General features: G+C 67.5%; 18 protein-coding genes and 1 other RNA gene. 11 read left to right on the forward strand and 8 right to left on the reverse strand.

Annotated features, from left to right (window positions below):
• Nucleotides 1–66 precede the first annotated feature (66 nt).
• The 4 genes from ACZK3W_RS02980 to ACZK3W_RS02995 all read right to left on the reverse strand — a co-directional run bounded on the left by ACZK3W_RS02980 (nucleotide 67) and on the right by ACZK3W_RS02995 (nucleotide 4,283).
• Complete coding sequence (locus ACZK3W_RS02980; protein WP_478450442.1) at nucleotides 67–1,452, reverse strand: FAD-binding oxidoreductase; 1,386 nt, start codon at nucleotides 1,450–1,452, stop codon at nucleotides 67–69.
• Nucleotides 1,449–2,093: a metal-dependent hydrolase gene (locus tag ACZK3W_RS02985; RefSeq protein WP_478450443.1), complete on the reverse strand. Its 645-nt coding sequence runs from the start codon at nucleotides 2,091–2,093 to the stop codon at nucleotides 1,449–1,451. Before ACZK3W_RS02985 ends, ACZK3W_RS02980 begins: the two co-directional genes overlap by 4 nt.
• 110 nt (nucleotides 2,094–2,203) lie before the next feature.
• Complete coding sequence (locus ACZK3W_RS02990; RefSeq protein WP_478450444.1) at nucleotides 2,204–2,572, reverse strand: YraN family protein; 369 nt, start codon at nucleotides 2,570–2,572, stop codon at nucleotides 2,204–2,206.
• Nucleotides 2,562–4,283, reverse strand: coding sequence for a penicillin-binding protein activator (locus tag ACZK3W_RS02995; RefSeq protein ID WP_478450445.1), 1,722 nt, complete (start codon nucleotides 4,281–4,283; stop codon nucleotides 2,562–2,564). The genes ACZK3W_RS02990 and ACZK3W_RS02995 overlap by 11 nt, the downstream gene beginning before the upstream one ends.
• 81 nt (nucleotides 4,284–4,364) lie before the next feature.
• On the opposite strand from ACZK3W_RS02995, the gene rsmI reads away from it, so the two are divergent.
• A complete protein-coding gene (gene rsmI, locus ACZK3W_RS03000; protein ID WP_100437876.1) occupies nucleotides 4,365–5,183 on the forward strand; it encodes a 16S rRNA (cytidine(1402)-2'-O)-methyltransferase in 819 nt (272 codons plus the stop codon).
• Between the two features lie 132 nt (nucleotides 5,184–5,315).
• Here the strand turns inward: rsmI and ACZK3W_RS03005 are convergent, their stop codons facing one another.
• A complete protein-coding gene (locus ACZK3W_RS03005; RefSeq protein WP_478450446.1) occupies nucleotides 5,316–6,185 on the reverse strand; it encodes a nucleotidyl transferase AbiEii/AbiGii toxin family protein in 870 nt (289 codons plus the stop codon).
• Complete coding sequence (locus ACZK3W_RS03010; protein ID WP_478450447.1) at nucleotides 6,182–6,841, reverse strand: type IV toxin-antitoxin system AbiEi family antitoxin domain-containing protein; 660 nt, start codon at nucleotides 6,839–6,841, stop codon at nucleotides 6,182–6,184. Before ACZK3W_RS03010 ends, ACZK3W_RS03005 begins: the two co-directional genes overlap by 4 nt.
• Before the next feature lie 178 nt (nucleotides 6,842–7,019).
• Between ACZK3W_RS03010 and rnpB the strand changes: the two genes are divergently transcribed.
• Nucleotides 7,020–7,371, forward strand: an RNA gene (rnpB, locus tag ACZK3W_RS03015) — RNase P RNA component class A.
• A gap of 123 nt (nucleotides 7,372–7,494) precedes the next feature.
• Here the strand turns inward: rnpB and ACZK3W_RS03020 are convergent.
• Both ACZK3W_RS03020 and ACZK3W_RS03025 read right to left on the reverse strand, forming a co-directional pair.
• On the reverse strand, nucleotides 7,495–7,974 hold the full coding sequence (locus ACZK3W_RS03020) for a DM13 domain-containing protein (protein WP_478450448.1): 480 nt from the start codon (nucleotides 7,972–7,974) through the stop codon (nucleotides 7,495–7,497).
• Between the two features lie 361 nt (nucleotides 7,975–8,335).
• The gene (locus ACZK3W_RS03025) at nucleotides 8,336–9,124 is read right to left on the reverse strand and encodes an NRDE family protein (RefSeq protein ID WP_478450449.1); all 789 of its coding nucleotides are present in this window, start codon (nucleotides 9,122–9,124) and stop codon (nucleotides 8,336–8,338) included.
• A gap of 368 nt (nucleotides 9,125–9,492) precedes the next feature.
• Between ACZK3W_RS03025 and ACZK3W_RS03030 the strand changes: the two genes are divergently transcribed.
• From ACZK3W_RS03030 to murG, 9 genes are read left to right on the forward strand one after another with little or no spacing between them, the layout of a single operon-like run.
• Nucleotides 9,493–9,894, forward strand: a complete 402-nt coding sequence (locus ACZK3W_RS03030; protein ID WP_008266948.1) for a division/cell wall cluster transcriptional repressor MraZ — start codon at nucleotides 9,493–9,495, stop codon at nucleotides 9,892–9,894.
• Between the two features lie 14 nt (nucleotides 9,895–9,908).
• Nucleotides 9,909–10,877, forward strand: coding sequence for a 16S rRNA (cytosine(1402)-N(4))-methyltransferase RsmH (gene rsmH / locus ACZK3W_RS03035; protein ID WP_049425020.1), 969 nt, complete (start codon nucleotides 9,909–9,911; stop codon nucleotides 10,875–10,877).
• Nucleotides 10,874–11,137: a cell division protein FtsL gene (gene ftsL / locus ACZK3W_RS03040; RefSeq protein ID WP_005412242.1), complete on the forward strand. Its 264-nt coding sequence runs from the start codon at nucleotides 10,874–10,876 to the stop codon at nucleotides 11,135–11,137. Before rsmH ends, ftsL begins: the two co-directional genes overlap by 4 nt.
• Nucleotides 11,134–12,978: a peptidoglycan D,D-transpeptidase FtsI family protein gene (locus ACZK3W_RS03045; protein WP_049425022.1), complete on the forward strand. Its 1,845-nt coding sequence runs from the start codon at nucleotides 11,134–11,136 to the stop codon at nucleotides 12,976–12,978. Before ftsL ends, ACZK3W_RS03045 begins: the two co-directional genes overlap by 4 nt.
• Nucleotides 12,975–14,483: a UDP-N-acetylmuramoyl-L-alanyl-D-glutamate--2,6-diaminopimelate ligase gene (locus ACZK3W_RS03050; protein WP_049425024.1), complete on the forward strand. Its 1,509-nt coding sequence runs from the start codon at nucleotides 12,975–12,977 to the stop codon at nucleotides 14,481–14,483. The genes ACZK3W_RS03045 and ACZK3W_RS03050 overlap by 4 nt, the downstream gene beginning before the upstream one ends.
• Nucleotides 14,480–15,874 (forward strand): UDP-N-acetylmuramoyl-tripeptide--D-alanyl-D-alanine ligase, encoded by a 1,395-nt coding sequence (locus tag ACZK3W_RS03055; RefSeq protein WP_285301871.1) that lies wholly within the window; start codon nucleotides 14,480–14,482, stop codon nucleotides 15,872–15,874. The genes ACZK3W_RS03050 and ACZK3W_RS03055 overlap by 4 nt, the downstream gene beginning before the upstream one ends.
• The gene (gene mraY, locus ACZK3W_RS03060; RefSeq protein ID WP_010481929.1) at nucleotides 15,864–16,949 is read left to right on the forward strand and encodes a phospho-N-acetylmuramoyl-pentapeptide-transferase; all 1,086 of its coding nucleotides are present in this window, start codon (nucleotides 15,864–15,866) and stop codon (nucleotides 16,947–16,949) included. The genes ACZK3W_RS03055 and mraY overlap by 11 nt, the downstream gene beginning before the upstream one ends.
• A 1-nt stretch (nucleotide 16,950) precedes the next feature.
• The gene (gene ftsW / locus ACZK3W_RS03065) at nucleotides 16,951–18,273 is read left to right on the forward strand and encodes a putative lipid II flippase FtsW (protein WP_049399807.1); all 1,323 of its coding nucleotides are present in this window, start codon (nucleotides 16,951–16,953) and stop codon (nucleotides 18,271–18,273) included.
• Nucleotides 18,270–19,358, forward strand: a complete 1,089-nt coding sequence (gene murG / locus ACZK3W_RS03070) for an undecaprenyldiphospho-muramoylpentapeptide beta-N-acetylglucosaminyltransferase (RefSeq protein ID WP_032128030.1) — start codon at nucleotides 18,270–18,272, stop codon at nucleotides 19,356–19,358. The genes ftsW and murG overlap by 4 nt, the downstream gene beginning before the upstream one ends.
• Nucleotides 19,359–19,389 lie beyond the last annotated feature (31 nt).

The raw sequence follows: 19,389 nt of genomic DNA on the forward strand, positions 1-19,389 counted from the left end.
GTACGGCGCGGCGGGATCCGATGCCGCCTGGGCGCGCCCCGTTGTAGAAGTGCTGACCGCATCGCGTTACAGCGGCGGCAGCACCTTGCCCGGGTTGAGGATGCCATCCGGGTCCAGCGCGGCCTTGATCGCGCGCATCGCCGCCAGCGTTTCCGCGCTGAACGCCTTTGCCATGAAATCACGCTTGGCCAGGCCGATGCCGTGTTCGCCCGACAGCGTGCCACCCAGCGCCAGCGTCAGCTCGAAGATCTTCGGCAGCGCGGCATGCGCGCGTGCGTTTTCGTCGGCATCGTCCGGGTGGTAGAGGATGTTGACGTGCAGGTTGCCGTTTCCTGCATGACCGAAGGTGACGATGGTCAGCGTGTACTCGTGCGCTAGTGCCTGCACGCCGGCCACCAGCTCCGGAATGCGCGACACCGGCACCACCACATCCTCATTGATCTTGCCCGGCGCGACGCTGCGCAGGGCGGGTGAAAGCGCTTTGCGCGCCGCCCACAGCTGGTCGCGCGCGCGGCCTTCCATTGCCACGTCCAGTGCGATCATGCCGTCACCTTCGGCGGCGGTCGCCAATGCCTGCAGCAGGTAGGGCAGGGTGTCGTGGTCGCCATCGGCCTCGACCAGCAGCATCGCGCCAGCGTCGGGTACGTCGGCACCGTTGAGGCGCAGCAGCTCCAGGCTGCGTGCGTCCATGAATTCCAAGCGCGTGGGAACGACCGGCTGCGACATCAGCCGCGACACGGCAGCGGCGGCCGCGTCGGCATTGCGGTACAGCACGCGCAGGCCAGCCTGGCTGACCGGCAGCGGGGTCAGCTTCAACGTGGCTTCCACGATCAGTGCCAGCGTGCCTTCGCTGCCCACCAGCAGATGGGTGAGGTCGTAGCCGGTGGCATCCTTGGTGTAGGCACCGCCACAGCGGATCACCTCGCCGGTACCGGTCACCGCCACCAGGCCCAGCACGTTGTCGCGGCTGGTGCCGTACTTCACCGCGCGCGGGCCGCCGGCATTGCAGGCGAGGTTGCCGCCGATGCTGCAGATCTCGGCGCTGGAAGGATCCGGTGCCCAGAACAGCCCATGCGGTGCCAGTGCCTGCTGCAGCGTTCCGTTGAGCACGCCCGGCTGCACCACGGCGCAGCGGTCACCGGCGCGGATCTCGAGGATGCGGTCCATGCGGGTGAACGACAGCACGATGCTGCCGGGCACTGGCACGGCGGCGCCGGTGGTGCCGGTGCCCGCACCGCGCGCGACCAGGGCCACGCCATGCGCGCGGCAGGCACGCACCAGCGCCTGCACCTGTTCGATGTCGGCCGGCAGTGCCACCGCAGCCGGGCGCTGGTGGCGCCACGAGTTGTCCTGCGCATTCGCCTCCAGTGCGCCATCATCCATGCGCCAGCCGTCGCTGCCCAGCAGGGCGGACAGTTCGGCAACCAATGCGGAGGGCAGGGCAGTACTCATGACAGATCTCGTGGGGCAGCGGGGGCGGGGTGAATCAGTTTCCAGGCGATGACAGCGCCGGCCAGCGGCAGCCACACCCAGCGCAGTTCCGACAGCAGGGTGGCCAGGCCGCGCGCGCTGAAGAACTGCGGGGCAAACGGTGAAACGCGGATCGGCCGCCACGGTGCGAAGAAGCGGTGTTCGCTCCACGGCCAGGCCAGGGCAACGCCAAGGCCGCCCGAGGTCATGGCGTCGAGCAGCGGATGGCTGGCGGCGCAGACGAACACGAACATCGCGGCTTGTACGGTCGATGCCACCGTTGGTCGCGCTTTGGTAGGTGCCAGCCTTGGTTGGCACGAAACCGCCGACCAAGGTCGGCGACTACCGGAGCTGCGGGGTGCCGACCACGGTCGGCCGCTACCAAAGAACGCCAACACCGCGGCCACCGCCGCCAGCACGAACGCAAACAGCAACGAATGGCTGGCACCGCGATGTCCGAACGCATCGGCATAGGGAATGTGCAGTGCAAAGGCCAGTACATCGGCATCGGGCAGCATTGCCGCGACCACACCGGCCGCCAGCAGTCGCGGCGGGATGCGGCCACGATCAGCGGCGCACCACAGCGCCAGCGGCACGGCTGCGTGGGTGATGATCGAAGGCATCAGTCACGCACCGTGGTAGTGCCGGCCAGGCTGCGCTCTGGTAGGTGCCAACCTTGGTTGGCACAGAAGCGCCGACCAAGGTCGGCCTCTACAAGAGCGGACGGTACCCATCAGCAGTCATCCAGCCGGAACGCATCACGCAGCCACCGCAGCTGCGGTGGCTCGCCCGTGGCTTCAACCACATCGAAACGGCAGGGCGCATTGGCCAGTGCCGGGTTGTCCTGCAAGTACAGCTGCGCGGCATGCGCCAGGCGCCGGCATTTGCGCGCATCCACCGAGGCGGCGCCGCCACCGAAATGGGAGCGTGCGCGGTAGCGCACTTCCACGAACACCACGGTGCCGGCATCGTCCATCACCAGGTCCAGTTCACCGCCGCGATAACGCACGTTGCGCGCACGCGGCTGCAGCCCGGCCTGTTGCAGATGCTGCTCGGCGGCGGCTTCCACCGCCGAGCCACGTTGGCTGCGCTCAGCGACCACCGACGATCGGCATCGGCCGGCCGCCATTGAAGGTCGACCATGCCGGCTGGCGCAGGATGTTGCCGTTGCTGTCCAGGAACAGGGTGCCGGTGGCACCGTCCAGGCCGCCTTCGTTGGACAGCTTGTCCAGGTAGGCGGTGATCTTCCAGGCATCGGCACCGAAGGCGAACAGGCGGCCAGCCGCACCGCGCGCGCTCGGCAGGGTGCTGGCCACCTGGCTGGCCGAAGGCAGGCCGGACACGCTGCGTACGTTCCAGGCTTCGTTCGGGTAGACGATGCCGTCCAGCGCCACGTCTTCTTCCACCTTGCCGCTGCCGACCGTCAACTGCGAGGTGCCGACGCGGGTGGCGCCACCGGCACCGGCCAGCGCCAGCTGCGGCGCCAGCAGGCGGGCCTGCGGCGCGCGCACGGCAAGGAACACGGCGTCGACCTGGCCGGCATTGCGCACCTGCGCGCCGACATCACCGACGGCATCGCTGACGTTGAAGGTCGCCACGACCTGGCCGCCGCGCTGGGCAAAACGCTGTGCGAAGGCAGCGGCGGAACGGCGGCCGGTATCGTCATTGCTGCTGATCACCAGCGCGCGGTTGCGTTCGCGGCCACGCAGGTACTCGGCGGCGACGATGCCGTCGTCTTCCGGTGCCAGCGAGAAACCAGCGCTGCCGGCCGGCGGTGCATCCTTGCCGCGGTTCAGCGCCAGCACCGGTACCTGCAACTGCTGGCGGCCATACACCGCGTCCACCTCGTCGCGGCCCAGCGGGCCGACCACGAAGTCGGCACCGGAGGCGACGGCCTTGTCGTAGGCGGCGAGGGCACCAGCCGGGGTGCCAGCGGTGTCGAAGAAATTGATGTCCGGGCGGCGACGGCTTTCACCGTAGTAGGCGCTCAGCAGGCCATCGCGCACCGGCTGTGCGGCGGTGGCCAGGCGGCCGCTGAGCGGCAGCAGCACCGCCAGCTTGGCCGGCGGGCGGTAGCCGTCGCTCATCGCCGGCGGGCGCTTGCTGGTATCGAACTGGGCTGCGCCGTCGCGGTCGAACGGGCGCGGCAGCGGCAGGCCACGTGCGATCAGCGCACGGCCGGCGAAGTTGTACAGCGGATCGTTGGCCGGCAATGCGGCGGCACGGCTGCGCAGGGTGGCATCGTCGAGGGTGCCGAGCAGGCCGGAGATTGCAGCCTGGTTCTCGCTGCGCGCGCTGCCGGTCAGGCTGGCATGGGCGCGTGCACGTTCGGTGGCGGCGCCGAAGGCATCGCCGGTGCCCTGCAGCGCGTTGGCGCGGGCCAGATACCAGCGCGTACGCAGCGCCGGCAGCACATTGTCGCCGTGGTCCTTCAGCAGGGCCAGGGCCTGCGCCGGCTGCTTGTCGGCCAGTGCCAGCTCGGCGCCGGTCAGCTGGTAGCGCTGCAGGCTGGCGCCGGACAGCTGGCGGGCGGTGAGCTGGCCCAGCAGGCTGCGCGCGCGCGCACTGTCACCGGCCAGGTGCCAGGCCCAGGCCGCGTCGGCCAGCGCATTGCTGCGAGCGCCGCCGCGCAGGGTGGCGGCCAGGGCTTCCAGCTGCAGCGCGGCGTCGCGCGGCTTGCCCTGTTCGATCAGCGCCAGCGCCTGGCTCTGGGCCGGCGAATCGGGCGTGCTGGTCAGGCTGGTGGTGGCACAACCGGCCAGCAGCATCAGCGACAACGACAGGGCGGAGATCCGTGCGGCGGGCTTGTTCATGATCGGGTCCATGCGATGAGGGCAGCGGCCTTGGCCGGGTACACGCTACGATTCTACCCTTGCCCCGTGAGTACCGCTGAAATGAGTGTCCCAACCCTGTACGTCGTCGCCACCCCGATCGGCAACCTGGCCGATCTGAGCCCGCGCGCGCAGGAGGTGCTGCGGTCGGTGGCGGCCATCTGTGCCGAAGACACCCGCCGCAGTGGCCAGCTGCTGTCCCATTTCGGCATCCAGCAGCCGTTGGTGGCCCTGCACGAACACAATGAAGAGGCCCTGGCCCAGCGCCTGGTCTCGCGCCTGCAGGCCGGTGAATCGCTGGCGCTGGTCAGTGATGCCGGCACCCCGCTGGTCAGTGACCCCGGTTTCCGCCTGGTGCGTGCTGCGCGCGCGGCGGGCATCAAGGTCAGCCCGATTCCCGGCGCCTGTGCCGCCATCGCTGCGCTGAGCGTGGCCGGCCTGCCCAGCGACCGTTTCAGTTTCGAGGGTTTCCTGCCGGCCAAGGCCAGCGGCCGCCGCGACCGCCTGCAGGCGCTGGCCGGTGAAGTACGCACCATGGTGTTCTACGAATCCTCGCACCGCATCGCCGAATCGCTGGCCGACATGGCGGCGATCTTCGGCGGTGAGCGCCCGGCGGTGTTGGCCCGCGAGCTGACCAAGCTGTTCGAGACCGTGCTCGATGGTGACCTGGCCGGCCTGCTGGCGAAGGTGGAAGCCGACGAGAACCAGCGCAAGGGCGAGTTCGTGGTGATGGTGCAGGGCGCGGGTGATGACGAAGAAGCGCAGCTGGCGCATGGCCGTCGCGTCTACGCCACGCTGAGCGAGCATCTGCCGCCGTCGACTGCCGCCAAACTGGCTGCCGAGCTGACCGGCGCACCGCGCAAGGCGTTGTACGGCAGTTGATGGATCGTGCGGGTCAAGGTCCGCACCCACCAGAGCAGCGGAGTCGGTAGATCCGCGCCATGCGTGGATGAACGGGCTGCGCCAAGGTCCGCGTCCACCCGGGCGGACGCGGTAGCGCCAGGCCTTGCCGCGTCAGGACTGTACGGGTGTGTCGAGGGTGTCCAGATAGTCGGCAATCTCGGCAATCACCGAAGAGAGGTCCGGCGCGATCAGGCGATTCCTGCGCAGGAAGGCGCGCCACTGGGTCTGCTTCTGGGTATCTGCGGCGAATGACTGAGTCAGTCCGTAGGGCAGGGGCGTTGGCGCCGGGGTCCTTCGTCGATCAAACGTCGCGCCAATGGCCGCAACAAGGTGCGGGCGATCCATGGCGTCTTCGCGGATCAGTGCCAGCAAGTCGAAGAAGTCCTTCATCCTGCTGTTAGCGATGCCCAGTGCCGCTATAGCCTCGAGCTTTTCGGCAAACACGGTTTCGCGTGGATAGACGCGCAGGCAGGCTGGAGGGAATCCCTCCAGAATCACCGGATAGGTGATTTCCGGCGGCGGGGTGATCACCGCGTCGCCAAACCCGACGTCCCACTGCACATGGCAGCGTGCGCGGCCCAGATGTGCGATCAGGCGCATGCGCAGCCCCTCGTACGTGGCTTCTTCACGTATGGCCTCGATGACGATGCTGCCTGGATCGAAGCGCAGGCCGTCGTCCCCGGGCATTCCACAGAGCGAAAGTGCGATATGTAGCAGGCGATCGGGCTCAGCGCTGCCGGATCCCAGGAAATCGGCATCCCGTGTAGGGCGGTGCGGCGCGTCGAACCACACTGCGAACAGCATGGCACCCTTCAGCAGGAACTGGTTGCGGTATCGAGAAGCGGAGAGCCGGTAGAGCAGGCGCTCAACGGCGAACCTGTCCAGCACGAACTGAAAGTCCTCACCCCGCTTGCGTGCGAGATCGAGCAGCCGTTGCCGGATGGAAGCAACGCGGTGGGGAGGTGTTGGAGAGGGGATCAAGCCAGGGCATCGAGGTACGGTCTCATCAGTCTGGCAACGCGGCAGATCCGCGCATACTCCATCAACGCATCCGGCGTGGTTGCACGGCTGTGAAGCGCGTCACGCAGGGCTTCAAGTGCGACATCAAGCCCTACGAGATTGCGGAACTTGAAGCAATCGACGACGGTTTTGGCAGCGTTGCTGACGTATATGAGACGTCCGCCTACGCGACGTTCTTCCAGCCCCGCATTGAGGGTCTTTGCCGACATGCGGACCACACGGAGGGGCGGCCAGTCGATCCGCGGAACGCGGTCGCTGTTGCCGATGGAGACCCAGCGTTCGAATGGTGCCTGGGTGGTCAGGCCATGCAGGCGCAGGGCACTCAGCAGGCATAGACGGGGGTGTGGCAGGCGTTCTGCAATGATCCGCAGTCCATCATCGGTGTCGTCGCTCTTTCTTTCCGCCAACGCGTAGACGCCACGGGACAGCCGGATCAGTGCGCCTGCCTCGACCAGGCGGGTCAGTTGGGCGCGGGCGATCCCGGCAGTCACCAGTTCGCGGGCGCGCAGGGTGCCTGCGCGTCGCAATAGCTTTCGTGCCTTGGCCTCAGCGTTTCCCATGACGGCATTGTTCCATAATGTCGGGTGTTTTGAATATCGACCGACAAAAAGGAACATCGTTGGCTGCGGCGAGTGACGAGTGAATGGTGCGGACCAAGGTCCGCACCCACCAGAGCGGAATCCGCACCCTCCAGAGCAGCGGAGTCGGTAGATCCACGCCATGCGTGGATGGATGAACCGGACGCCGCGATCAGCACGGCAGGAAGGGCGTGCGTAGGCTAGAATGTGCACTGGCGGAGCCGGCCAGACAGTCGCGTCATCCCTTCGGGGGTGCCGAGGAAAGTCCGGGCTCCATAGGGCAAGGTGCCAGGTAACGCCTGGGCGGCGCAAGCCGACGGAAAGTGCAACAGAAAGATACCGCCTACGTCTTCTTCGGAAGGCCGGTAAGGGTGAAATGGTGCGGTAAGAGCGCACCGCGAGTCTGGCAACAGACCGGCACGGCAAACCCCACCTGGAGCAAGACCAAATAGGGATCCTTTGGCGCGGCCCGCGTTGGATCCGGGTAGGTTGCTTGAGCGTTGCGGTGACGTAACGCCTAGAGGAATGACTGTCCACGACAGAACCCGGCTTATCGGCCGGCTCCGCCTCCTTCTTCCATATGCGTGAACCGCGCATCGGTAGTGCCGGCCGCTGGCCGGCAGCTTCACGTTGCCTGCAGGGCGGACAGAATGCCGGCCAGCGGCCGGCACTACCTCGACGTCGCGCGTTCGTCAGCCCGGCGTGCGGTACTGCCCTGCGGAAATGAACTGCGAGAAGCGCTCGCACCACACCACCACCGTGGTGTAGTCGTCCACGTTGACGTCATCGGGTACATCGACCAGGAAACGGTTGAAGGTCTTCACCTCGCCGATGCGCCGGGCCTGCGCCTTGATCTTCAGGAAGTCCGCCTTGTTGTCGACGAAATCGCGGACCAGGTAGACCTTGTAGTCCGGTCCCGGTCCCATCTTCCCGTCGAAGGCCACCTGGCGTGCGCTGACGCTGACCTTGCCTTCCGCCCAGTGCACCGCGTCGCTGCCCTTGAGGTCGCGGCGGAACGTGGTGTGATGGGTGGCGTCGTTCATGGCGGCCTGCACCTGTGCCGCGGGCGGATCATCAGGAGCGATCAGGATCGGCAGGAAGTAGACGCCCAGGCCGAAGCCGAGGCTGAGAGTGAGCAGATGGGTGGCGAGCAGGATGAGGGTGCGGCGCATGGGGCCTCCATGTGGATGTGGATCGCGCGGCATGGTGCCGGGCATGACCACCTTGGGAGGTTGCGGGCGGCATTTATAGACACAGTGCCAAGTGCAAAAAGGGCACAGTGGGGTGGCTGCGGCAACGCAGGCCCTGTGGCGCGGGCGGAAAGGCGCTGCGTCGGGAAGCTGAATGACGTTGGCAGCCTTGGATCGCAGTGACGGGTCGTGCCGGCCGCTGGCCGGCAGCGGCGTGGCCTGTCCGAAGATCCGGAGGTTGCCGGCCAGCGGCCGGCACTACCCTGCTGGAAAGAGATTCCGGCCAACGGTAGGCAATACCCCTGCTGGAGAGAGATTCCGGCCAGCGGCCGGCACGACCCGGTCAGAAAATGACGTGACTCTGTCCGTTGGCTGCGCCCTGTGGGCCAAAGCGGCGCTCGTGGATCTGGCCGTGGCCGTCGGCGTCGATCAGCAGCACGGTGCTGGCGCGGGTGCCGTAGTCGTCGCCGCGGATGAAGGCGGGGCTCAGCCAGCGCTCGCGTTCCAGGCCGATGCCGGTGTCGGGCAGGTCGCTGTCGGCGGGGCGATGTTCGTCGGCCAGGGCGGCCCAGAGCGGGGTCAGGTCCGGGGTCAGATCCTTTTCGCTTTGCGAAAGGGATCTGACCCGGTCTTCCTGCAGCCAGGCTTCAAGGGCCGCCATCAGCCGCCGGGTCTTCGGCCAGGGCGCGTCCAGCGCACCGTTGGACATGCCATGCACGCCCGGGCCCAGGCGCTGCCGCTCGGCGGGGTGGTTGCCCAGGAACTCCAGGCTGTGGCCGTCGGCCAGCAACAGGTTGAACGGCGCATAGGCGCCGGCCACGGTTGCCAGTCGGTCGATATGCACGGCGGCCGGGTCGCGGCCGCGCAGGAAGTCAGCCACCAGCGCGCCCCGTGAAGGGCCGGTCTGCGCGGCCAGCGGATCACGCACATTGGTGACCACCGCCATCCGGCCCGTGGCACCGACGCCGGCCCAGCCACCGCCGGAGCGCAGGTCGCGCCCCCCGATGACGGAGGTCTCATCTTGCCAGGGGGCCAGCGCCGCCGTCGGGCGGGCGTGGAACTCATCACGGTTGCCGGTCATCACCAGCCGCCAGCGCGGGTGGTGCATCCAGCCAAGAGCGAGCAGGCACATGGCCTCATTGTGCACGGTTTGCGCAGTCCGGCGCCGTTTCCGGCGCGTTCTGGATGAATGCGCGGCGGATGTTTCACGCGCTGTCCACAGCCCTGAACTTCCGTTCAATCTCAAAAATTGAGACGGATCAGCAACTTGTGGATAAGCCTTGAACAATTCTCTAAAGGTTGTTGCAAGCCATTGATGTGGCTGGCGATTTCCCCGCTGAAAAGTTGTTGACAACCCTTCGGCCGCTGCTAAGGTGGGCATCAGAGGGAAATCCGGGTGTTTTGTGGGTTTTCGTGGTTCAATGTTTCACCGGGCGAAGGATAGGTGCACGCGTCGTGTTCCAGGGCGAGACGGCCATCACAGTTGACGATAAAGGGCGCATGGCGGTTCCCACCGCTTACCGCGACCTCGTCGCGCGCGCCAGCAACAACCGTCTCGTGCTGACCTACAACCCGTTCGAAGCCGGCTGCCTGTGGCTGTATGCAGAGTCGGAATGGGAGCGGGTCCGCGACGACGTGATGTCCAAGCCCAACACCCAGCGCGTCGTGCGCCTGTTGCAGCAGAAGCTGGTCGGCTCGGCCGCCCATCTCGAGCTGGACGGCAACGGTCGCATCAGCATCCCCGCCAGCCACCGCGGTGCGGTGGGCATTGAGAAGAAGGCGGTATTGCTCGGTATGGGCGACAAGTTCGAATTGTGGAGCGAGCAGGCGCATCGGGCCCTGATCCAGCAGACGTTGTCTGACGAGGATCTGGGTGATGGGTTGCTCGACCTGAAGTTGTGAGCCGGGGTGCCCGGATGCGCCCAGAAGCGCAGGCCGGTCACCTTCCGGTGTCGCAGTCGCCGGCGGTGCACCTGCCGGTCCTGTACACCCAGGTCCTTGAAGGCCTGAGGGTGATCGAAAACGGACGTTATCTGGATGGCACGTTCGGTCGTGGCGGTCATGCACGTGGCGTGCTCACCCAGCTCGGTCCCGAGGGGCGCCTGCTGGTCATGGACAAGGATCCGGAAGCCATCGCCGTAGCCGAGCGCGATTTCGCGCCGGACCCGCGCGTGTCCATCTTCCGTGGCAGCTTCGCCCAGCTGCTGCAGTGGGATGCGACGGCTGAAGGCCTGGACGGCGTCCTGTTCGACCTGGGCGTGTCGTCGCCGCAGCTGGACGTGGCCGAACGTGGCTTCAGCTTCGGCAAGGACGGCCCGCTGGACATGCGCATGGATCCGGACAACGGTGAAAGCGCCGCACAATGGATCAACCGCGTTGAAGAGCGCGAGATTGCCGATGTGCTGTGGACCTACGGCGAAGAGCGCCAGAGCCGCCGTATCGCGCGCGCCATCGTGGCCCGCCGCGAGAAGCAGCCGTTCTCCCGTACAGCCGAACTGGCCGAGTTGATCGCCTCGGTGATGCCGCGCGGAAAAGACAAGATCCACCCGGCCACGCGCAGCTTCCAGGCCATCCGCATCCACATCAACCGCGAGCTGGCCGACCTGGAAGCCGGGCTTGATGCGGCCGTGGAACGGCTGAAGCCCGGCGGCCGCCTGGCGATCATCAGCTTCCACTCGCTGGAAGACCGCATCGTCAAGCAGTACATGAACCGCCTGGCCAAGGCGCCGCCGGCCAACCGCCGCCTGCCCGAGGCGGAGGTGTTCGTACCGACGCTGGATCTGATCGGCGGTGCCATCAAGGCCACCGACGAAGAACTGGCGGCCAACCCGCGTGCCCGCAGCGCCGTGCTGCGCGTGGCCCAGAAGCGGGAGGCTGATGCATGAGCCGGCTGCTGCTGATCATCCTGTTGGCCTCGACCGTGGCCTCGGCGATCGGCGTCGTGTTCGTGCGTCACCGTCACCGGCAGACGTTCATCGAGCTGTCGCGCGCTGAGCGCAAGCGCGATGACATCAATCTGGAATTCGGCCGCCTGCAGCTGGAACAGGCCACCCTGGCCGAAGCCAACCGTGTGGATCGCATCGCCCGCGAGAAGCTCGGCATGAAGTTCCCCGAGGCCGCCGACATCGTGGTGGTGCGCCCATGAGCAAGACCGGCCGCAACCGCCCCCGCAACGCCTTCAACCTGCGCCAGCGCCTGCGTTGGGTTGCCCTGGCGCTCGGCCTGTGCTCGGTGTCGCTGGTCGGCCGCGCGGCCTACGTGCAGATCATCAACAGCGACTTCTACCAGCGCCAGGGTGAGGCCCGCTACCTGCGTGAGCTGCCGATCAAGACCTCGCGCGGCATGATCACCGACCGCAACGGCGAGCCGCTGGCGGTGTCGACCCCGGTCGCTTCGATCTGGGTCAACCCGCAGGACCTGCTGCGTTCGCCTGAGCGCATCCCTGAGCTGGCCCAGGCGGTCGGCATGTCGGTGGATGAACTGAGCAGCCGCCTGTCGCAGAAGTCGGACAAGGAATTCATGTACTTGCGCCGCCGGATCAATCCGGACGAGGCAGAGAAGGTGGTCGCGCTGAAGATTCCGGGCGTGGCCGCGCAGCGCGAGTTCCGCCGCTTCTACCCGCAGGGTGAGGCGATGGCGCACGTGCTGGGCTTCACCAACATCGACGACCGCGGCCAGGAAGGCCTGGAGCTGGCGTTCGACGAATGGCTGCGCGGCAAGGCCGGTGCCAAGCGGGTGATCCGCAACCGCAAGGGCGAGACCGTCGAAAGCGATCTGCTGCGCGCCGCCGAACCGGGCAAGGACCTGACCCTCAGCATCGACCGCCGCATCCAGTACCTGGCGTTCAAGGAACTGCGCAACGCGCTGGTGGCCAACAAGGCGGCCGGCGGTTCGATGGTGATCATGGACGTGACCACCGGCGAGATCCTGGCCATGGTCAACCTGCCGACCTACAACCCGAATTCGCTGACCGGCGCGCTGCCCGATGCGCGCCGTAACCGTGCAGTGACCGACCTGGTCGAGCCGGGTTCGACGATGAAGCCGCTGACCATCGCCACCGCATTGCAGGCCGGTGCGGTGACCAAGGACACCGTCATCGACACCAATCCGGGCTACATGCAGGTGGCGCGCTTCACCATCCGCGACGTGCCGCGCAACAACGGCGTGCTGAACGTGACCGGCGTGATCACCCGCAGTTCCAACATCGGCGCGGCCAAGGTCGCGGCGAAGATGCCGGACCAGGTGTTCTATGACGGCGTGCGCCGCTTCGGCTATGGCTCGGTGCCGCACAGCGGCTTCCCGGGTGAATCCGGCGGCGTCGTGCGGCGCCCGGCCAACTGGGACGGTGCCACCAAAACCACCATGTCCTACGGCTACGGCCTGAATGTGACCCCGCTGCAGATCGCCACCGCCTATTCGGCGCTGGCCAATGGCGGCAAATTGATCGCGCCGACCTTTGTCAAAGGCCAGCGCAACGAAGCGCATCAGATCATCGATGAGAGCGTCGCCAGGCAGGTGGTGGCGATGATGGAAACGGTTGTTACCCAAGGCGGCGCCAAGCAGGCGGCGGTGCTGGGTTACCGCGTGGCCGGCAAGACCGGTACCGCGCGCAAGACCGGCCCGGGTGGTTACGAGCGTGGCCATTACAACGCGCTGTTCGCCGGCGTGGTGCCGGCCACCAATCCGCGCTTCGCGACCGTCATCGTCATCAACGACCCGCAGGCCGGCAAGTTCTACGGCGGCCTGGTGTCGGCGCCGGTCTACCACAACGTGATGGAAGGCACCCTGCGCCTGATGGACGTGCCGCTGGACGACCTGCAGTCGTGGCTGGCCGCACAGCAGTCCGGCAAGGTCGGTCACTCGGCCTCGATCCTGCCCGCGCCGCCGGCCGAGGCCGCGCTGCCGGTGGATGCCGCCGCTGAATTCGACGCTGCGCTGCCCAGCGCGCAAGCCCAGACGCCGCCCGCTACGGGAGGCACGCAATGAGTCCTTCGATGTTGCTTTCGCAGTTGCTTCCGGATGTGGCCCTGGCGGGCCACGATCCCGTTCTGACCGGCCTGGTGCTGGACAGCCGCGCCGTGCGCCCCGGCAATGCCTTCGTCGCCATCGCCGGTTTCGGCGCGCATGGCCTGGGCTTTGTCGAGCAGGCCCGTGCGGCCGGCGCTGGCGCCATCCTGTTCGAACCGCCGGCACCGGTCGAACTGCCGGCACCGGACGATGCGATCGCTGTGCCGGGCCTGCGCGCGCGCATGGGTGCGATGGCCGACCAGTTCCATGGCGCGCCGTCGCGGGCGATGGCGATGGTGGGCGTGACCGGCACCAACGGCAAGACCTCCACCGTGCAGCTGCTGGCCCAGGCCTGGCACCTGCTCGGAACGCCCAGTGGCAGTATCGGCACGTTGGGCGCCGGACTTTATGGTTCGGTTGAGCCGACCGGTTTCACTACGCCGCTGGTGCTGCAGATGCATGCGCTGCTGGCGCAGCTGCGTGATGCCGGTGCGCGCGCGGTGGCGATGGAAGTCAGCTCGCACGCGCTGGACCAGGGCCGCGTGGATGCGGTGCACTACGACGTGGCGGTGTTTACCAATCTCACCCGCGACCATCTGGACTACCACGGCGACATGGCCAGCTACGGCGCGGCCAAGGCACGGCTGTTCCATCGCCCGGGACTGAAGGCCGCGGTGATCAATCTTGACGACGCGTTCGGTCGCCAGCTGTTCGCCGGCCTCCCGGCGGGCGTGCAACCGATCGGCCTGAGCTCGCGCGGTGCCACCGATGCCAGCGTGCGCGCCGAGGCGCTGCAGCTGGACGGCCGTGGCATTGCCTTCGAACTGGTCATCGACGGCCAGCGCGCGGCGGTGCAGTCGCCGCTGCTGGGCCGCTTCAACGTGGACAACCTGCTGGCCGTGGCCGGCACCCTGCACGCGCAGGGTCAGCCGCTGCCGCGCATTGCCGAGGTGTTGTCGGCGCTGCAGCCGATCCGTGGCCGCATGAACCGCCTGGGCGGCGAAGACGGCCTGCCGACCGTGGTGGTCGATTACGCGCATACCCCGGACGCACTGGAACAGGCGCTGGACAGCCTGCACGGCCACCTGCAGGGCACGCTGTTCTGCGTGTTCGGCTGCGGTGGCGAGCGTGATACCGGCAAGCGCCCGCAGATGGCCGCGATCGCCGAGCGCTTGGCCAACCAGGTCATCGTCACCGACGACAATCCGCGTGGCGAAGATGGCGACGTGATCGTAGCCGACATCCTGGCCGGCTTCACCGATGCCTCCGCCGTGACCGTGCAGCGCAGCCGCGCGCGTGCGATCGGCCTGGCGGTGAAGCGTGCCGGTGCCGGCGACATCATCCTGATCGCTGGCAAGGGCCACGAGCCGTACCAGGAAGTGAATGGCGTGCGCCATGACTTCGACGACACCGAAGTGGCCGCCGCTGCGTTGGCCGCCAAGGCCGGTGTGCTCAGCGCGCAGGCCGGGGAGGGCATCGCATGAAGCGCACTCTGCTTTCGCTGATCGCACACTGGGCCGGCGGCGAGATCCACGGCGACGACGTGGCCATCGATGCGGTCAGCAATGACACCCGCAGCCTCGGCCCGGGCAGCCTGTATGTGGCGCTGCGCGGTGAGCGTTTCGATGGCCATGACTTTGCCGCCGACGCGCAGGCGCGCGGTGCCAGCGCGCTGCTGGTCGAGCGCCTGCTGCCGATCGAACTGCCGCAGGTGCTGGTGGCCGACAGCGAACTGGCGCTGGCGAAGATCGCCACCGGCATGCAGCGTGACCGTGATACCGAGGTGTTCGCGATCACCGGCAGCAACGGCAAGACCAGCGTGAAGAGCCTGCTGCTGTCGATCCTGCAGCAGGTGGCCCGTCATGCGCACAAGGTGGTCTACGCCAACCCGGGCAACCGCAACAACGAGATCGGCCTGCCGCTGGCAGTGATCGATGCCCCGGAAGATGCCGACTACGCTGTCTACGAGATGGGCGCGGGCAAGCCGGGTGACATCGCCTACCTGACCGATATCGCCCGCCCGCGCTATGCGCTGGTCAACAACATCGCCCCGGCGCACCTGGAACGAATGGGCAGCCTGCTCGGCGTGGCAGTGACCAAGGGCGCGATCTATGCCGCGCTGCCGGCCGATGGCGTGGCCGTGATCAACGTCGACGATGCCTACGGCCGCTGGTTCGAACAGCACTTCGTCGGCACCCCGCCGCGCTGCCGCGTACTGCGCTATGGCTTGGAGCACACCGCGGACATCACCGCGCGCGACATCCGCGCCGGCGCGCAGGGCAGCCAGTTCACCCTGGTCGCACCGGGCGGCGAAGCCCGCGTGGTGCTGGGCCTGCCGGGTCGCCACAACGTCAGCAATGCGCTGGCCGCTGCCAGCCTGGCGCTGGCCGCCGGTGTCGATCTGGCGCTGATCGCGGCCGGCCTGGCCGAAGCACAGCCGGTACCGGGCCGCCAGATCGCCCATCAGCTGCGCAACGGCGCGGTGCTGGTGGACGACAGCTACAACGCCAACCCCGGTTCGCTGGCCGCGGCCATCGACGCCCTTGCCGCCGCACCGGAAGATGGTTGGCTGGTGCTGGGCGACATGCGCGAGCTGGGTCCGGACGCCGAAGCGCTGCACGCGCAGGCAGGGCTCCGCGCGCGCGCTGCTGGCCTGAAGCGCCTGTATGCGCTGGGCCCGCTCAGCGCCGCTGCCGCCACCGCCTTCGGTGAAGGCGGCCGTCATTTCGCCACCCATGACGCGCTGTCGCAGGCGCTGAAGGACGAGCTGCACGCCGGCGTGCGCTGCCTGGTCAAGGGTTCCCGTGGCAGCGCCATGGACACGATTGTCAAAGCGCTGCTGGCGCAAGGAGAGGAATCCCCGCATGTTGTATGAACTGGCTCGATGGTTGCAGCAGTTGGAGAGCCTGTTCGGGCTGTTCAACTACCAGACGTTCCGCGCCATCCTTGCCGCGTTGACGGCCCTGTTCCTGTCGCTGTGGCTCGGCCCGGCGATGATCCGCAAGCTTGCCCAGTTCAAGGGCGGCCAGCCGATCCGCAAGGACGGTCCGCAGACCCATTTCTCCAAGGCCGGTACGCCGACCATGGGCGGTTCGCTGATCCTGCTCACCATCACCCTGTCGGTGCTGATGTGGGCCGACCTGCGCAACCGCTACGTGTGGCTGGTGCTGGCGGTGATGCTGTGCTTCGGCGCCATCGGCTGGTATGACGACTGGATCAAGATCGTCCGCCGCGACCCGAACGGCCTGAAGTCGCGCTGGAAGTACCTGCTGCAGTCGATCTTCGGCCTGGCCGCGGGCCTGTTCCTGTTCTACACGGCCGACGTGCCGGCAGCACTGACCTTCTACATCCCGATGTTCAAGTCGATCGCGCTGCCGCTGGCCGGCATCGGATTCGTGGCCATCGCCTACTTCTGGATCGTCGGCTTCTCCAACGCGGTGAACCTGACCGACGGCCTGGACGGCCTGGCGATCATGCCGACCGTGCTGGTGGCCTGCGCACTGGGCGTGTTCGCCTACGCCTCGGGCAACGTGGTGTTCGCCAACTACCTGCAGATCCCGCAGATCCCGGGCGCCGGCGAGCTGGTCATCATCTGCGCGGCCATCGCCGGTGCGGGCCTGGGGTTCCTGTGGTTCAACACCTATCCGGCCATGGTGTTCATGGGCGACATCGGCGCGCTGGCGCTGGGTGCGGTGCTGGGTACGATCGCAGTGATCACCCGCCAGGAGCTGGTGCTGGTGATCATGGGCGGCGTGTTCGTCATCGAAACGCTGTCGGTGATGATCCAGGTCGCCTCGTTCAAGCTGACCGGCAAGCGCGTGTTCCGCATGGCGCCGATCCACCACCACTTCGAACTGAAGGGCTGGCCGGAGCCGCGCGTGATCGTGCGCTTCTGGATCATCTCGGTCGTGCTCGTGCTGATCGGCCTGGCCACGTTGAAGGTGCGCTGAGATGAACGACCTGTCCCGCCAGGCAACACGCCTTGAGGCCATCGAAGGCAGCTACGACAAGTGGCTGCTGGGCGCGATCATCGCGCTCACGGGCATCGGCGTGGTGATGGTGGCGTCCAGCTCGATCGCTCTGATGAGCAGCCCGTTCTACTACCTCAACCGCCACCTGATCTTCCTGGCGGTGGGTATCGTGCTGGCGGTCGTTGCCGCCCGCACTGAACTGAAGTCCATCGAGCAGTACAACCAGATGCTGCTGCTGGGCTGCTTCGTGCTGCTGTTGGCGGTGTTCGCACCGGGCCTGGGCAGCACGGTCAACGGCGCACGCCGCTGGATCAATCTGGGCATCTCCAAGTTCCAGACGGTGGAAGCGGTGAAGGTGCTCTATATCGTCTGGCTGTCCAGCTACCTGGTGCGCTTCCGCGACGAGGTCAACGCGACCTGGCCGGCGATGCTCAAGCCACTGGGCGTGGCCGGTGCGCTGGTGCTGTTGCTGCTGCTGCAGCCGGACTTCGGTTCCTCGACCCTGCTGCTGGCGATCACCGCCGGCATGCTGGTGCTGGGCGGTGTGAACATGCCGCGCATGTCGATGCCGGTGATCATCGGCCTGGTCGGCATGAGCGCGCTGGCGATCATCGAACCGTACCGCATGCGCCGCATCACCTCCTTCCTCGACCCGTGGGCCGACCAGCAGGGCGACGGCTACCAGCTGTCCAACGCGCTGATGGCCGTGGGCCGCGGCGAGTGGACCGGCGTTGGCCTGGGCAACTCGGTGCAGAAGCTGTACTACCTGCCGGAAGCACATACCGACTTCATCTTCTCGGTTACTGCCGAGGAATTCGGTTTCCTCGGCACCTGCGTGATCGTGGCCCTGTACGCGCTGCTGGTCGGCCGCACGTTCTGGCTGGGCATGCGCTGCGTGGAAATGAAGCGCCACTTCTCCGGTTACATCGCCTTCGGCATCGGCCTGTGGATCAGCATGCAGACCTTCGTCTCGATCGGCGTGAACCTGGGCATCCTGCCGACCAAGGGCCTGACCCTGCCGCTGATCTCCTCCGGCGGTTCGTCGGTGCTGATGACCTGTGTGGCGATGGGCCTGCTGCTGCGCGTCTCCTATGAACTCAAGCGCGCCGAGCGTCGCCAGGCCGTGCGCATCGGTGGTGGCGACGAGGCCGTGGCCGATGCACCCGTGGACGCGCCGGCCGCACCGGCTGCGGCCAGCGTGCCGATGAGCGCCGAGCCGACGGCTGCCGCTGCAGCGAACGCCGCACGCGGTACCAGCCGCCTGCAGTCGCGCATCGAACCGACCTTCGGGAGGCTGTCATGAGCGCAGCCACCGATAACGTGCGCCCGGTGATGATCCTGGCCGGTGGCACCGGCGGTCACATCTTCCCCGGCCTGGCCGTGGCCCGCGTGCTGCGCGCCCGCGGCGTACCGGTCACCTGGATGGGCGCCGATGGTGCGATGGAAACCCGCCTGGTGCCGCAGCACGACATTCCGATCGACACGCTGGCCATCACCGGCCTGCGCGGCAAAGGCAAGCTGGCCCTGCTGGGCGCGCCGTGGCGGCTGATGCGCGCGCTGCGTGCCGCCGGCATGATCATCCGCAAGCGCCAGCCGCGTGCGGTGGTCGCCTTCGGTGGTTTCGCGTCCGGCCCGGGGGGCATGGCCACACGCCTGCACGGCCTGCCGCTGCTGGTGCACGAACAGAATCGCGCTCCCGGCATGACCAACCGTATCCTGTCGCGCTATGCGCGCCGGCTGCTGACCGGTTTCCCGGGCACCTTCGCCAAGGGCGAGGAGTTCGTCGGTAACCCGGTGCGCGCCGAAATCGCCGCCATCGCACCACCGGAACAACGCTTCGCCGACCGTCATGGCCCGCTGCGCGTGCTGGTGGTGGGCGGCAGCCAGGGCGCGCGCGCACTCAACACCGGCGTGCCGCAGGCGATCGCCGCACTGGGTACCGGGGTTCCGGTGCAGGTGCGCCACCAGAGCGGCGAGAAGATGCATGCCGAAGCGGTCGAGGCGTATGCCAAGGCCGGCGTGCAGGCAGAAATCACGCCGTTCATCGCCGACATGGCCGAGGCCTTTGCCTGGGCCGATCTGGTGGTGTGCCGTGCGGGCGCTTCGACGCTGGCCGAGCTGTGTGCGGTGGGTGTCGGCAGCGTGCTGGTGCCTTTCCCCGCTGCCGTCGACGATCACCAGACCCGCAATGCAGAGTACCTGGTCGAGCGCGGCGCGGCGGTTTTGCTGAAGCAGGACGGAACGCTGGCCGACGGCATTGCCGCACTGCTGCGCGATCTGTCCGAAAATCCCGCCCGCCGCATGCAGATGGCGCAAGCCGCGCGTGCCCTGGCCAAGGTCGATGCCGCCGAGCGCATCGCCGATATCATTCTTGAGGAAGCTGTATGAAGAAGGCATGCCACCGCGCCTGCCCTGCGCG

Source organism: Stenotrophomonas sp. 80084_Sma (genome assembly GCF_056481995.1).

Bases quoted from the DNA above. Each gene is read 5' to 3' on its own strand.
- ACZK3W_RS03055 (WP_285301871.1), top strand. From the start codon at position 14,480: ATGAAGCGCACTCTGCTTTCGCTGATCGCACACTGGGCCGGCGGCGAG.
- murG (WP_032128030.1), top strand. From the start codon at position 18,270: ATGAGCGCAGCCACCGATAACGTGCGCCCGGTGATGATCCTGGCCGGT.
- ftsW (WP_049399807.1), top strand. From the start codon at position 16,951: ATGAACGACCTGTCCCGCCAGGCAACACGCCTTGAGGCCATCGAAGGC.
- rsmI (WP_100437876.1), top strand. From the start codon at position 4,365: ATGAGTGTCCCAACCCTGTACGTCGTCGCCACCCCGATCGGCAACCTG.
- ACZK3W_RS03010 (WP_478450447.1), bottom strand. From the start codon at position 6,841: ATGTTCCTTTTTGTCGGTCGATATTCAAAACACCCGACATTATGGAAC.
- ftsL (WP_005412242.1), top strand. From the start codon at position 10,874: ATGAGCCGGCTGCTGCTGATCATCCTGTTGGCCTCGACCGTGGCCTCG.
- rsmH (WP_049425020.1), top strand. From the start codon at position 9,909: ATGCGCCCAGAAGCGCAGGCCGGTCACCTTCCGGTGTCGCAGTCGCCG.
- ACZK3W_RS03020 (WP_478450448.1), bottom strand. From the start codon at position 7,974: ATGCGCCGCACCCTCATCCTGCTCGCCACCCATCTGCTCACTCTCAGC.
- ACZK3W_RS03045 (WP_049425022.1), top strand. From the start codon at position 11,134: ATGAGCAAGACCGGCCGCAACCGCCCCCGCAACGCCTTCAACCTGCGC.
- mraY (WP_010481929.1), top strand. From the start codon at position 15,864: ATGTTGTATGAACTGGCTCGATGGTTGCAGCAGTTGGAGAGCCTGTTC.
- ACZK3W_RS03030 (WP_008266948.1), top strand. From the start codon at position 9,493: ATGGCGGTTCCCACCGCTTACCGCGACCTCGTCGCGCGCGCCAGCAAC.
- ACZK3W_RS02980 (WP_478450442.1), bottom strand. From the start codon at position 1,452: ATGAGTACTGCCCTGCCCTCCGCATTGGTTGCCGAACTGTCCGCCCTG.
- ACZK3W_RS03025 (WP_478450449.1), bottom strand. From the start codon at position 9,124: ATGTGCCTGCTCGCTCTTGGCTGGATGCACCACCCGCGCTGGCGGCTG.
- ACZK3W_RS02985 (WP_478450443.1), bottom strand. From the start codon at position 2,093: ATGCCTTCGATCATCACCCACGCAGCCGTGCCGCTGGCGCTGTGGTGC.
- ACZK3W_RS03050 (WP_049425024.1), top strand. From the start codon at position 12,975: ATGAGTCCTTCGATGTTGCTTTCGCAGTTGCTTCCGGATGTGGCCCTG.
- ACZK3W_RS02995 (WP_478450445.1), bottom strand. From the start codon at position 4,283: ATGAACAAGCCCGCCGCACGGATCTCCGCCCTGTCGTTGTCGCTGATG.